The sequence below is a fragment of the Streptomyces sp. NPDC055955 genome, assembly GCF_042270245.1.
GTDB lineage: Bacteria > Actinomycetota > Actinomycetes > Streptomycetales > Streptomycetaceae > Streptomyces.
The window spans coordinates 73637-86448 of sequence record NZ_JBHJYS010000020.1 but is presented as its reverse complement, the minus strand read 5'-3'; the positions used below and the strand labels follow the sequence as shown (position 1 = coordinate 86448).

The 12812-nt window shown below is 69.5% G+C and carries 11 protein-coding genes; 6 read left to right on the top strand and 5 right to left on the bottom strand.

The annotated features are described in order from the left end of the window. Positions 1 to 7: 7 nt before the first annotated feature. Positions 8 to 817, bottom strand: coding sequence for an NAD-dependent epimerase/dehydratase family protein (locus ACFC96_RS32840; RefSeq protein ID WP_376264051.1), 810 nt, complete (start codon positions 815 to 817; stop codon positions 8 to 10). Between the two features lie 230 nt (positions 818 to 1047). On the opposite strand from ACFC96_RS32840, the gene ACFC96_RS32835 reads away from it, so the two are divergent. Genes ACFC96_RS32835 through ACFC96_RS32825 form a run of 3 tightly spaced genes read left to right on the top strand, consistent with a single transcriptional unit; the run spans position 1048 to position 4618 of the window. Further along, complete coding sequence (locus ACFC96_RS32835; RefSeq protein ID WP_376615604.1) at positions 1048 to 1998, top strand: 5-dehydro-4-deoxyglucarate dehydratase; 951 nt, start codon at positions 1048 to 1050, stop codon at positions 1996 to 1998. Next, positions 1995 to 3158 (top strand): hypothetical protein, encoded by a 1164-nt coding sequence (locus ACFC96_RS32830; protein WP_376615602.1) that lies wholly within the window; start codon positions 1995 to 1997, stop codon positions 3156 to 3158. Before ACFC96_RS32835 ends, ACFC96_RS32830 begins: the two co-directional genes overlap by 4 nt. Positions 3159 to 3217: 59 nt before the next feature. Then, entirely contained in the window at positions 3218 to 4618 is a 1401-nt protein-coding gene (locus tag ACFC96_RS32825; protein ID WP_376615600.1) for a S28 family serine protease, read from the top strand. Here the strand turns inward: ACFC96_RS32825 and ACFC96_RS32820 are convergent. Beyond that, positions 4593 to 5771 carry an MFS transporter gene (locus ACFC96_RS32820; RefSeq protein WP_376615598.1) on the bottom strand — a complete coding sequence of 393 codons (1179 nt, stop codon included), beginning with the start codon at positions 5769 to 5771 and terminating at the stop codon, positions 4593 to 4595. The genes ACFC96_RS32825 and ACFC96_RS32820 overlap by 26 nt on opposite strands. A gap of 143 nt (positions 5772 to 5914) precedes the next feature. On the opposite strand from ACFC96_RS32820, the gene ACFC96_RS32815 reads away from it, so the two are divergent. Then, positions 5915 to 6523, top strand: coding sequence for a TIGR03086 family metal-binding protein (locus ACFC96_RS32815; RefSeq protein ID WP_376615596.1), 609 nt, complete (start codon positions 5915 to 5917; stop codon positions 6521 to 6523). Between the two features lie 2 nt (positions 6524 to 6525). On the opposite strand, the gene ACFC96_RS32810 is transcribed toward ACFC96_RS32815, so the two are convergent. The 3 genes from ACFC96_RS32810 to ACFC96_RS32800 form a co-directional block, all read right to left on the bottom strand. Continuing rightward, entirely contained in the window at positions 6526 to 6837 is a 312-nt protein-coding gene (locus ACFC96_RS32810) for a hypothetical protein (RefSeq protein WP_376615594.1), read from the bottom strand. Positions 6838 to 6916: 79 nt separating this feature from the next. Further along, the gene (locus tag ACFC96_RS32805; RefSeq protein ID WP_376615592.1) at positions 6917 to 7147 is read right to left on the bottom strand and encodes a hypothetical protein; all 231 of its coding nucleotides are present in this window, start codon (positions 7145 to 7147) and stop codon (positions 6917 to 6919) included. A 17-nt stretch (positions 7148 to 7164) separates the two neighbouring features. Continuing rightward, a complete protein-coding gene (locus ACFC96_RS32800; RefSeq protein WP_376615590.1) occupies positions 7165 to 10242 on the bottom strand; it encodes a polymorphic toxin type 17 domain-containing protein in 3078 nt (1025 codons plus the stop codon). Between the two features lie 254 nt (positions 10243 to 10496). On the opposite strand from ACFC96_RS32800, the gene ACFC96_RS32795 reads away from it, so the two are divergent. Continuing rightward, positions 10497 to 11294 (top strand): HAD family acid phosphatase, encoded by a 798-nt coding sequence (locus ACFC96_RS32795; RefSeq protein WP_376615588.1) that lies wholly within the window; start codon positions 10497 to 10499, stop codon positions 11292 to 11294. 107 nt (positions 11295 to 11401) lie between these two features. Further along, on the top strand, positions 11402 to 12805 hold the full coding sequence (locus tag ACFC96_RS32790; RefSeq protein ID WP_376615586.1) for an NCS2 family permease: 1404 nt from the start codon (positions 11402 to 11404) through the stop codon (positions 12803 to 12805). The last annotated feature ends 7 nt before the right edge of the window (positions 12806 to 12812 follow it).

Genomic DNA, 12812 nt, shown 5'->3' with positions numbered 1-12812 from the left:
CAGCGCCTCAGTACGGCCAGATGGGCGGGTTCGTCACGAAGTGCCCGCCCATCCGCGTGTGGTCGGGGTTCTCCGGGTCCAGCTCGCCGAACTCGGCGATCAACTTCTCCGCGAACTGCTCGGAGTCGTCCTGCGGTTCGTAGCCGAGCGCCCGCGCGGAGGACAGGTCCCACCACACGCGCGTGTTGTCGGACGAGCCGTAGACGACGGTGTGCCCGACGCCCTCGGCCCTGATCGCGGCGTCGAAGAGCCGCGCGCCGTCGCCCGGGCTCAGCCACACGGACATCATCCGTACGTTCGTCGGCTCCATGAAGCACGAGCCGATGCGCACGGACACGGTCTCCTGGCCGAACTTGTCCCAGTAGAACTGCGCGAGGTCCTCGCCGAACGACTTCGACAGGCCGTAGTAGGTGTCGGGGCGGCGGAGCGTGTCGACGGGCACGCGGGGGTCGCCGTCCGCGGGCCGGGGCGTGTAGCCGATCGCGTGGTTCGACGAGGCGAACACGATGCGGCGCACGCCTTCCTCACGCGCGGCCTCGTAGAGGTTGTAGAGCCCTTCGATGTTCGCCTTGAGGATCTTGTCGAAGGTGGACTCCAGGGAGATGCCCGCGAGATGGACGATCGCGTCCACGCCGCGCACGGCCTCGCGCAGCGCGTCCCGGTCGGCGAGGTCGGCCGTGATCGCGTCCGGCTCGCCCTCGATCGGCCGGGCGTCGAGGAGGCGCAGCTCGTAGCCGTAGGCCGGAAGCAGTCCGCGCATCAGGGTGCCGAGGCCGCCGGCGGCTCCGGTGAGCAGGACGGTGCGGGGAGCGGGCATGCGGGAGTCTCCTCGAATAGTCAGCCAGATGGCCGCATTCATGCACGGCATTCACATCCATGGACACGCTAAAGATTGCCGCCGGGCGGAGTCAAGTCCCGCGCGGAGGCTCGAAATCCGCTGCCAGGATGCGCGTGAGCGTGCTTGACCCGCGCCCCGGGGGCGGATTAGCGTGAGCGTGTTCAGAAATATAGACGCAAATCAGAACCGTGCACGCCAAGGGAGAGCCCGTGACGTCAGCCCCTCTCGCCGCTCGACTCAGCATCCCCAGCGGGCCGCTGTTCTTCCCGGTCACCGCCTTCGGGCCCGACGGCACCCTCGACCTCGACACCTTCCGCGCCCATGTGCGCCAGGGTGTCGAGGCCGGGGCCGCCGCGGTCTTCGCGTGCTGCGGAACGGGCGAGTTCCACGCCCTGACCCCCGAGGAGTTCCAGGCGTGCGTGGCCGCGGCCGTCGAGGAGACCGCGGGACGGGTGCCGGTCGTCGCGGGCGCCGGGTACGGCACGGCCCTCGCCGTGCGCTACGCGCGCCTCGCCGACGAAGCCGGCGCCGACGGGCTCCTCGCGATGCCGCCCTACCTCGTGGTCGCCGGTCAGGAAGGCCTGCTGCGCCACTACTCGGAGCTGGCCGACGCGACCGCCCTGGAGATCATCGTCTACCAGCGCGACAACGCGGTGTTCACGCCCGAGACCGTCGTCGCCCTCGCCCGTCACCCCAAGATCCTCGGCCTCAAGGACGGCCTCGGCGATCTCGACCTCCTCCAGCGCACCATCAGTGCCGTACGCGCCGAGGGACTCACCGACTTCCTCTACTTCAACGGCCTGCCCACCGCAGAACTCACCGGACTCGCCTACCGCGGCATCGGCGTCGGTCTCTACTCGTCGGCCGTGTTCTGCTTCGCGCCCGACATCGCCCTCGCCTTCCACACGGCCCTGCGCACCGGCGACGACGCCACCGCCGGGCGCCTCCTCGACGGCTTCTACCGGCCGCTCGTCGAACTCCGCAACGAGGGCCGCGGCTACGCGGTCTCCCTAGTCAAGGCCGGCGTCCGGCTCACCGGCCTCGACGTCGGCGAGGTCCGCCCGCCCCTGCACGAGCCCACCGACGAGCACGTCAAGCGGCTCGCCGGCATCGTCGAGCGCGGCCGCGCGCTCCTGGCGGAGACGGGGGACCAGGCGTGAGGGCGTCCGCCTTCGTCTACCCCTGGGACGTCAACGGCGACCCCGAAGCCGCCGCCCGCATCGCCGGCCTCGGCGTCCAGCAGGTCACCCTGGCCTCCGCCTACCACTCCACCCGAGCCCTGACGCCCCGTCACCCGAGCCACCGCGTCGTCACGGCCGAACACGCCGCGGTGCTCTACCCGCCGGGCGACCGCTGGCAGGGCCGGGACCTGCGACCGTACGAGGCGGGGGACTGGGCACCCGGCGACGCCTTCGGGCAGGCCGCCGAGGCGCTCGCCGGCGCCGGGCTCGACGTCCACACCTGGGTCGTCCTCGCCCACAACTCCCGCCTCGGCGCGGAACGTCCGGACACCTCCGTCGTCAACGCCTACGGCGACCGCTACCCGTGGGCCCCCTGCATCGCACAGCCCGCCACGCGCGCGTACCTCGTCGACCTGGCGGCGGAGGCGGCCGTGCGGCCCGGCGCGAAGGGCACCGAACTCGAATCCCTCGGCTGGTACGGGCTCGCGCACCTGCACGCCCACGACAAGACGGCGGGCGTCGGTCTGGGGGAAGCGGGCCAGTACCTGATGTCGCTCTGCTTCTGTCCGTCGTGCCACGACGGATACGGCCGACAGGGCCTGGACGCCGACGAGTTGGCGGCCGACGTCCGGCGCGCCCTCGAACCCCTGTGGCGCGGGCACGCCACCCCGGACGCCGGCTGGGCGGCAGTGGAGAAGCTGCTCGGGGCGCGCGCGGCGGCGGGCACGCGCGCGTGGCGCGACGGTGTCGCCCGCGGTCTCCAGGAGGACGCCGTCGCCGCGGTCCGCGCGCAGGCTCCGGACGGTTTCCGCATCCTGCTGCACGCCGACCCGGCGTCGTATCACTGCGGAGCGAACGCGGGCGTGGACCCGGCGCACATCCTCGCGGTCGCGGACGGCGTGGTCGTGCCGTGCACGGGCGGCGCGGACCTGATCCCTCCTTTCGCCGCTCAGGGCAGGGGAGTGGTGGCCGCCAACCTCACCGTGGTCGCCGGGATGGGCGGCAGCCCCGGCACGCTCGCCGCCGACGCCCGGCGCGCCGCCGGACTCGGCGCCGGCGAACTGCGTCTTTATCACGCGGGGTTGGCGTCGGACGGCGATCTGAAGCTGATCGCGGAAGGCCTGTCGGAGCTCGCCTGAAAGCGGTTACTATCGCGCACCACGATCGACGCTTCCTACGGAGGGGACACGAGGTGCGCGTGCGTAACCAGGGTCGGGGCCAGGGGCGCAGACAGGGCTCCAGGCAGTTTCGTCGTCAGGGCGCAGCCGCGCTGCTGTGCGCGGGGGTGATGGCAGGCACGGCGGCGCTCGGCGGGACGGTGCCCGCGGCGGCGGCGCAGGGAGATGCGGCCGGTGCCGCCGTCCAGCAGGAGGACATCCGGGCACAGTTGGCGGCCGTCCCGGGCATGTCGGTCGTCTCGGTGACCGACAAGGAGGGCTACCCCTTCTACACGCTCACGTACGCGCAGCCGGTGGACCACGGCAACCCCGAGGCCGGCACGTTCACGCAGCGCCTCACGCTCTGGCACAAGGCGGCCGCCAAGCCCACCGTCTTCTACACCGGCGGCTACACGCTCTCCTCCAGCACCCGCGAGATCACCAAGCTGCTCGACGCCAACCAGGTCTCCATCGAGCACCGCTACTTCGCCGAGTCCCGGCCCAAGGGCGCGGCGGGCGACGACTGGTCCAAGCTCACGGTCCGGCAGGAGGCCGGCGACGAGCATCGCGTCACGCAGGCCCTGCGCACCATCGAGAAGGGCAAGTGGCTCGGCACGGGCGGCAGCAAGGGCGGCATGACCGCCACGTACCACGAGCGCTTCTACCCGAATGACCTCGACGCCGTCGTCGCGTTCGTCGCCCCGAACGACGCCGACAACAAGAACGACAGCGGCTACGAGAACTTCTTCAGGACGGTCGGAACGCCCGAGTGCCGTGCCGCCCTGAACGCCGTGCAGCGAGAGATGCTGGTGCGCCGCGACGCCCTCATCCCCAAGTTCGAGGCGGACGCGGCCGCGGCCGGTGACACGTTCGAGGAAACTCTCGGAACCACCGACAGGGCCTACGAGTTCGCCGTGCTCGACCAGGTGTGGAACTTCTGGCAGAGCGGCACGGTCGACGACTGCCCGACCGTGCCCGACGCCAAGAAGGCCACCGACGACGAGCTCTACACCTGGTCGAAGGGGCACGGCTTCAGCGTCTACCAGGACGAGACCCTCGGCACGAACGGCACCGGGCCCTACTACCGGCAGGCCGCCACCCAACTCGGCTGGGCCGACCTCAGGTTCAAGCATCTCAAGGACGTCCGCCACTACCCGGACATCTACCAGCCCAACTCGGTGCTGCCGGCCGCGATGCGCGGCACGTACGACGGTTCCGCGATCTCCGGCGTCGACAAGTGGGTCAGGACGCGGGGCGAGCGGATGATGTTCGTGTACGGGCAGAACGACCCGTGGAGCGCCGAGAGGTTCACCCCGAGCAGGCACGACTCGTACCGCTACGTCGTGCCCGGCTCCAACCACGGCGCGACCATCGCCAAGCTGCCCGCCGACGAACAGGCCGAGGCCGTCGCCACCGTCAAGCGCTGGGCGGGCGTGCGGTAGCGCACGCGAGCGCGAGTCCGGCCGCACCGAGCAGCGGCAGCAGCACGCGGTGGTCCACGAGCGCGACGAGGCCCGCGCCCGTCGCGAGGGCCACCGCGTTCGGCGCGAACATCAGCGTGTGCGCGGTCGCCACGGCGCGGCCGACGAGCGCGTCCGGGGTCTCGCGCTGGACCGCGGTGAGCGCCGCGATCAGGACGCACGGCAGGCCCATGCCGATCGCGGCGCTGCACCCGAGCGCCACCGCGTCGTACGGGAGCGCGCGCAGGCCCGCGCCCGCCGCGAACAGGCCGATGCCCGCCGCCGCGAACCGGCGCTCGCCGAGCCGCCGCAGCAGCCCTCCCGCGGCGAGCCCGGCCACGACCGAACCGGCGCCCTGAGCCGCGTACAGGACGCCCGCGTACGAGGGGGAGCGGTCGAGGCCGCTGTCCACGACCGCGTAGAGCGCGGCGCCGTTCAGGCCCGCCAGGGCCATGGTGGCCGCGGCGGCGAGGACGAGGGGGCGCAGCCGCTCCCGCCGCCACAGCGCGCGTACGCCCTCCGCGGTGCGGGTCCACACCCCCGCGCGCGGGCGGGCGGGCGCGGTCTCCCGGACCCGGAGCCGCGCGTACAGCCCGGCCGCGGCGGCGAAGGTCGCGGCGTCGAGCAGGGCCACGCCCGCGCCCCCGTACATCGCGAAGAGGCCCGCCCCGGCGAGCGGCGCGACCAGTTTCATGCCCTCGTCGGCCGTCATCCGCAGCCCGTTGAAGTCACCGAGCGACTCCCTGCCGACGACGGCCGGCACGAGGGCGGCCTCGGCCGCGTCGGTGACGACGCCGCACGCCCCGTACGCCACGAGGACCGCGAACAGGATCCACAGGCTCCCGGCGGAGTCGACGGCCGGCAGCGACAGGAGCAGCAGCGCCAGGCCCAGATTCGCGGCGACGAGGAGAGGACGTCGCCGGGTGCGGTCGGCGAGTGTGCCGAGCAGGGGCCCGGCGAGCGCGGGCGCCCACAGCGCGAAGGCGCACAGCGCGGCGAGGCTGTCCGAGCCGGTCAGGTCCTTCACCCAGATCCCGGCGGCCAGCCACATGGCGGAGGTCCCGAACCCGGAGACGACGATGCCGGCCAGGAGAAGCCGCGAGCCGCCCCGTGTGGCGGTAGAAATGGACGTCATGCCAGGTCATCGTGGCCCTAAGGCCCCCGGTGCGGGATCGGGAGGATGCCGTAGCGAGCACGGCGATGAATTCCGGGCGGTGCCGGGGTCTACAGGTATGTACGCAGGGCGAGCCCTGACCATGAGGGGAACAAGGAGCCGGCATGACCGACGCGACGGACCAGACGCTGCAGCAGATGGTGGACTTCGGCCCGCAGACGCGGATCGTGGCGCGCCTGGTGGACGGAGTGCGCGAGGACCAGCTGGACCTGCCGACCCCGTGTCCGGAGTACGCGGTGCACCACCTGCTCGGGCACATCCTCGGGCTGACCGCCGCCTTCGGCGACGCCGGACGCAAGAACCTGGGGCCGACGACGGACACCAGCCCCAGGGCGCAGCGGCCCGACATCACGGACGGCTGGCGCGACGCGCTGGCCAAGGCGCTCGACGACCTCGCGGAGGTCTGGCGCGACCCGGCGGCCTGGCAGGGGATGACTCGTGCGGGCGGGGTCGACCTGCCCGGAGCGGTGGCGGCGATGGTCGCCCTGGACGAACTCGTCGTGCACTCCTGGGACCTGGCGAAGGCGACGGGCCAGGACTACGCCCCCGACGAGGCCGCCCTGCAAGCGGCCCACGCCTTCCTGCTCCAGTCCGCGGCGGGCCCCCGTCCCGACATCTTCGGCCCGGTGGTCCCGGTGGAGGAGTCCGCGACCCTGCTCGACCGGGCGGTGGGCCTGAGCGGCCGGGACCCGGGCTGGAAGCCGACTGCCTGAGGTCAGTTGAGATGCCACAGGGCGTACGAGGCGGCCGGCAGGACGAGCCCGGCGAACGCCATGCAGGCACCCAGGAAGCGGAGAAATCCGGTTGTGGCGAAGATGGTGGGCGACCCGTCGAGCCGGCCCATCGCCGCCCAGGAGTCCGCATTCTTCCGCCGGATGCGCTCGGAGCGCCGGGTGGTGATCCCCCGCACGTCGAACGCCCGATACACGCCGCACCAGAGGGCGACGAGCCCTCCGAGGACGAAGACGGCAAGAAGCACGGGCGAGGACGCGTGGACCGCGGAGGCGAAGGTGAGGGCCGAGGTCATTGCCTTTTCCATCGATGATTATTGACGGCCGACGTCGACGGTCTTGCATCGAAAGACGGCGCCGACAGGGAAATGGGAATCAGTAATAGTCTTCACGCATTCGATCACGCCCTGTCGGCGCAATTTGCTCCCGACGAAAGGAAACCAGTCGGTCGCAGTCGTCGAGCATCACTCCATAATCGACGGGTGTTTCGGTGTCGCGAGGCTCGGAGATTCCGAGCACCGCGCCAAGCATCCCTTCGAGCTCAGGCTTCGACGGACAGCTGGCCACGCGCACCTCGGCGAAGAAATGGAGTGCGTCGTCTGTCATTGTTCTCATTCCTTCGGTCATTTGTGGGTGATTTCCCCGTCGAGTGACACGTTCAGGTGACTCCCGTCTCTGCTGAGCCAGCCAAGTTTAGCCCGCCCGGTCTTGCTCAACTGGACGTCCCACTCGAAGGGCTGGCCCGCGGTCCTGGAGGGCCCCTTGATCCATTCGTTACCGAAGCGGTCAATGTAGCCTTTGCGGGTTCCGCGCGGAAGGCCGGCATTCACTGAAACATTCTCCGGGGGGACGAAGCGAATCCGTCCCGAGTGCGGGAGTTGAGCGTCCTTCAGGAGCCCTTTTACTCCCGTACGCGGCTGCAGGACCGGTTCTTCGCACTTCAGGCCCAGAGGGTCGAGCAACGAAAGGGGAGCATCGACGTATGCGTAGTGGTCGGGTCCGGGGTCCAGTCCCAGTGGGTCGGGACTGGTGTACCGGGACGTCTGCGGGTCGTAGTACCGGAAGTAGTTGTAGTTCAGGCCGGTTTCCGCGTCGGCGTATTGGCCCGGAAACCGGAGAGGGCAGAGCGCGGCCGTCGTGTCATGCGGGGCGGGCAGATCGGTTCCCCACAGAGCGGTGCGATGCTGCCACACCAGGTCACCGTCGGGGGTCACGAGTTCGGTCGGCGTCCCCACGGCGTCTGTGACGACGGAGTGGAAGCGTGTGGCGTTGCGGTTCGTCGTGTTTTCGGCGAGCTCGGCGAGAAGAGACCTGCCAGGGACGCCGGCCCGAGGGTGGTGGTTCGTCTGTGTGAGGGGGCGGTGCGTGCCAGGGGCGTAGTCCCACGTGGTGACCCTGCCGTCGGAGCCGGTCTGCTCGGCCAGGCAGGTGCCGTCCCAGGCGAAGGACGTGCGGTCGGTCTCCGAGCCGTCGGCGCAGCGGCGGTGCTTCGATATCCGGCGTCCGAGTGGGTCGTATGCGTACAGCCAGCGCTCCCCGTCCGGTGTGACCGCCTCGGCCAGGCGGTCTTCCGCAGTCCAGACGTAAGTCCAGGTCCGCCGCTGACCGTTGAGCAACTTGCGGGTCATCCGGGTCCGGCGGCCCTGGGCGTCGTGTTCATAAGTGGTGTGACCTGCACGGCGGATGAGGGCTCCGTCGAACTCGCGCTCACCTGGCGTCTCATGGGCAGGGGCCACGGCATGGGTAAGCTGCCCAGCGGAGTCGTAGGCGTACTTCTCGGTCCACCCGTGGGCTTGTACGCGCGTGGTTCGTCCGGTGCGGTCGAGGCTGAAGCGCCTGGTGCCGGACGTGAGCTCGCGGATCTCCGTGAGGCAGCCATCCGGACCGTAGGCGTATGCGCGGTGCTGGAGAAGGCAGTCGGCGCCCGCCGTCCGGTGTGCTGTCAGGGACTGGGTGGTGAGCTGGTCAGTCGCGTCCCATGTCTGGGAGAGGGGCGGGTCGGTGCCGAGGCGCCGCTGTATCTCGCGGCCCGAGGCATCGTAGGTGAACGTCAGCGTGCCTGCCTCGGACTGGAGGCCGATGGGCCGGCCCGACAGGTCGTATGTCCACTCTGTTGCCAGTCCGGACGGGGCAGTCCGCCGCGTACGCCGGCCGAGGGCGTCGTACGTGGAAGCGGTCGTTCGGCCGTTGACGGTTTCGGACAGTGTGCGACCCAAGGCGTCACGTTCGACCACGACCTCCGCGTCCGAGTTCGCCGCACGGCTCATCCTGCCCGCAGTGTCGTATGCGTACGTGGTCACGCTGCCCGTGTCATGGTGCTGCGCTGTGATCCGGCCAAGCGCGTCCCGGGTGAACTCGAGGGCCTCGCCCGCACCGTTCGTACGGGAGATCAGTCCGCCTGCACCGTCGTGCGTGTAGGTGAGGGTGCGGCCGTTGAAGTCGGTCTCCGTGACCGGTCGTCCCGCCGCGTCGTAGGTGTACGACCAGGTCAGACCCTGCGGGTTGGTGACGCCGGTGAGGCGCAGTTCGGTGTCGTAGGCGAAGGAGTACGTCGTGCCATCGGGTTCGGTACGGGTGGCGGGTACGTCGAAGTGGGCCGAAGTGTGACGTGTGGTGTGGCCGACCGGGTCGGTGTGGGTGAGCGGGTTGCCCTCGCTGTCCCAGGTCCAGGTCTCGCGGCTACCGTCCGGGTACTCCCGCCATTCCGCTTTGCCTTCGGTCGTCCAGCCCAGACGGGTCGTGTGACCCAGCGGATCGGTCATTTCCACGGCCCGGCCGAACGCGTCGCGCCGGATGTGTGTCGCGTGCCCGAGTTCGTCGGTCGTAGTGACCACCAGCCCGGCCGCGTTCGACCTCACCGTGCGCCGGGCGCCCAGGGGATTGGTGATCGTGGCCAGATGCCCCTGCTTGTTGTAGCCATACCTGGTCTCGGCACCGAGGGGGTCGGTGGTGCTGAGTAGGTTGCCCAGCTCGTCGTAGGTGTGACTCCAGACCGCCCCGCCGGATTCGACGACCTCCAGAGGCGGCCCGAGCGTGTTGTACGTGGCTGTGGCGACCGATCCGTCCGGCAGGGTGTGCTCGATCAGATTGCCGGCGTCGTCGTACCTGTACCGGGTTGCGTTCCCCAACGGGTCAATGACGGCCAGTGGCTTGTGGCCCCACTCGTCCCACAGTGTGCGGGTGATGTGGCCGAGTTGGTCGGTCTCCTCCTCGACCAACCCTTCCGGGTTGTGGCGATGCGTGGTCCGGTGACCGAGCGAGTCGGTGTACGTGGTGATGTGCGTGGCATCTTCGTACTCCAATGCCCCGGAGAGGAATCCGTCCGCACCCTCGGTACGGACGACCCGGCCACGCTCGTCGTAGGTGTATGTGAACCAGGTCCCGTTTCGGTCCGTCCACTGGGTGACGCGACCGTCCGTGTCGTACGTGAATTTCAGGGGCAGGTCACTGGAGTTGATGACCTCGATGAGGTTGCCCGCTTCGTCGTAGCCGTAACGCATGACGACTGTGCCGCCCTCGCGCGAAGCGTCGGTGGTGTATGCGTCGGGGACCTGATCGAGGAGGCGCAAGGAGGTGACGCGCGGGCCGGCCGTATCGACGGCGACGTAGTACCCGCCGGAGTGGCGCAAGCCGAACGGGATACCGTCCGAGTCCCGTTCGACGTCGATGCGGGCGCCGTTGCGATCGCTCCAGGCGTCCACCGGCAGGTGGAACGCACCGAACGACCCGGACGGGAAGGGCGTGCTGAAGGAGCGGCTGACTCCCGTGTCCGGGTCGTTCGCGCATGTGACCTCTGACCCTAGGTGAGGCGGTTCAAGAGAAGGTCAAGTGGACTTCAGGTGCGGGCAATTGATGGAGGTGCTGTGCCGCCGGGGAGGTCCGGTCGGCCGTGGATCAGATATCGATCGGGCAAAGGTCTCGCGCTCAGCCGTGTGACGCGCGTAGAAAGCCTGTCATGCATAAGACCTCACGTATCGCCGCCGCCGTCGCCGGCTCCTGTGTTCTCGCGGGTGCTGCCCTGTACGGGACCGGTGTCGCGAACGCCGGTGGAGCGTCCGCGCACACCACCGCCGAGCCCAAGAACATCGGGCAGCTCGTCAAGGAGATCGACTCCTACTACGGCACCGCCCTCGACGCGGACGGCGTCTACCAGGCGTCCTCGTCCAGCCAGTACGCCCAGGACCTCGCGCGTATCGAGGCGGGTGCGAAGAAGCAGATCGCCAAGGCCGCAGCCGGGCATCACCACAAGGGTGACAGGCCCGCCGTCGTCTTCGACATCGACGACACCCTTCTTCTCAGCCTCGACTACGAGAAGAAGACCAACTACGTCTACAACGACGCCACATGGAAGGAGTACGTGGCCAAGGCGAACCGGCCCGCCGTGTTCGGGACGCCCGACCTCATCGCGTACGCGCAGAAGAAGGGTGTGGAGGTCTTCTACAACTCCGGGCTGAGCGAGGCGCAGCGCGCGTCCGCCGTGGAGAACCTCAAGAAGGTCGGCATCGGCGTCAACCTCGACCCCGGGCACATGTTCCTCAAGGACAAGACCAACCCGCCCGCCTACCTGAGCGGTTGCGCCACCGCGAGCGCCTGGAACTGCACCACCGTGCAGTACAAGTCCGGCACCCGCAAGCACATCGAGTCCCTCGGCTACGACATCGTCGGCAACTTCGGCGACCAGTACTCGGACCTCCAGGGCGGCCACGCCGACCGGACCTACAAGTTCCCGAACCCGACGTACTTCGTCGAGTGAGCGCACCCGATCCCATCCGCATTCCGTAACACGGCGAAAACCTGAAACGGGCTCCTCGGGGGAACAATCCAGCCACCACTTGGCACGGCTGACCCGAGGAGCCCGTCATGCTCGCCCCGTTGGACCGTCACTTCCGCATCACCGCACGTGGATCCACGTACTCCCGCGAAGTGCGCGGCGGCTTCGCCACGTTCTTCACCATGGCCTACATCCTCGTTCTGAACCCGATCATCCTGGGCAGCGCGAAGGACAAGTTCGGGCACCAGCTCGACGGGGCCCAACTCGTCACCGCCACCGCCCTCGTGGCCGCCGTGATGACCGTCATCATGGGCGTCGGCGGCAATCTGCCGCTCGCCCTCGCGGCGGGCCTCGGTCTCAACGCCGTCGTGGCCTTCCAGATAGCCCCGCTGATGAGCTGGCCGGACGCGATGGGGCTCATCGTCCTGGAGGGCCTGCTGATCTGCGGCCTCGTCGTCACCGGGCTGCGCGAGGCCGTCATGCGCGCGATACCCCAGCCGCTGAAACAGGCCATCAGCGTCGGCATCGGACTGTTCATCGCCTTCATCGGCTTCGTCGACGCCGGTTTCGTCACCAGGATCCCGGACGTCGCGCGGTCCACCGTGCCGGTGCAGCTCGGCGGCACGGGGACCCTCTCCGGCTGGCCCGTCCTCGTCTTCTGTCTCGGCGTGCTGCTGACCATCGGCCTGCTCGCGCGGAAGGTGAAGGGCGCCATCCTCATCAGCATCGTCGTGATGACGGTCGTGTCCGTCGTCATCAACTCCGTCGCCGATGTGAAGAGTTGGGGCCTGACCACGCCCGAGATCCCGGACGACGTGTTCGCCGCGCCCGACTTCGGGCTGCTCGGCGACTTCAGCCTCTTCGGCGCGTTCGGCAGAACCGGCGCGCTCACCGTGATCCTGCTCGTCTTCACCCTCATCCTGTCGGACTTCTTCGACACGATGGGCACCGTGGTGGGCATCACCGCCGAAGCCGGGCTGCTGGACGAGAAGGGCCAGGTGCCCCGCCTGGGGCGGGTGCTGCTCATCGACGGTGCCGCCGCCGTCGCGGGCGGCGCGGCCTCCGCCTCCTCCTCGACCACCTACATCGAGTCCGCGGCCGGTGTCGGCGAGGGCGCCCGCACCGGATTCGCCAACCTCGTCACGGGTGGCCTCTTCGCGCTCGCGCTCTTCCTCTCCCCGCTCCTGACCATCGTGCCGCTCCAGGCCGCCGCGCCCGCCCTCGTCGCGGTCGGCTTCCTGATGATGACGCAGGTGAAGTACATCGACTGGGACCAGTACGACATCGCGGTGCCGGCGTTCCTGACCATCGCCGTGATGCCGTTCACGTACTCGATCACCAATGGCATCGGTGCCGGCTTCCTCGCGTACGTCGTCATCAAGACCGTCGTCGGCAAGGCGCGTGAGGTGCACTGGCTGCTCTGGGGCGCCAGTGCCCTCTTCCTCGTGTACTTCGCGATCGACCCTCTGGAGCAACTGCTCGGCGTCAGGTAGGCGTGAT

What these genes read in the sequence shown, in the direction of transcription:
- ACFC96_RS32840 (WP_376264051.1), bottom strand. Translation starts at nt 817, where the DNA reads ATGCCCGCTCCCCGCACCGTCCTGCTCACCGGAGCCGCCGGCGGCCTC.
- ACFC96_RS32820 (WP_376615598.1), bottom strand. Translation starts at nt 5,771, where the DNA reads ATGACGTCCATTTCTACCGCCACACGGGGCGGCTCGCGGCTTCTCCTG.
- ACFC96_RS32815 (WP_376615596.1), top strand. Translation starts at nt 5,915, where the DNA reads ATGACCGACGCGACGGACCAGACGCTGCAGCAGATGGTGGACTTCGGC.
- ACFC96_RS32810 (WP_376615594.1), bottom strand. Translation starts at nt 6,837, where the DNA reads ATGACCTCGGCCCTCACCTTCGCCTCCGCGGTCCACGCGTCCTCGCCC.
- ACFC96_RS32805 (WP_376615592.1), bottom strand. Translation starts at nt 7,147, where the DNA reads ATGACAGACGACGCACTCCATTTCTTCGCCGAGGTGCGCGTGGCCAGC.
- ACFC96_RS32795 (WP_376615588.1), top strand. Translation starts at nt 10,497, where the DNA reads ATGCATAAGACCTCACGTATCGCCGCCGCCGTCGCCGGCTCCTGTGTT.
- ACFC96_RS32790 (WP_376615586.1), top strand. Translation starts at nt 11,402, where the DNA reads ATGCTCGCCCCGTTGGACCGTCACTTCCGCATCACCGCACGTGGATCC.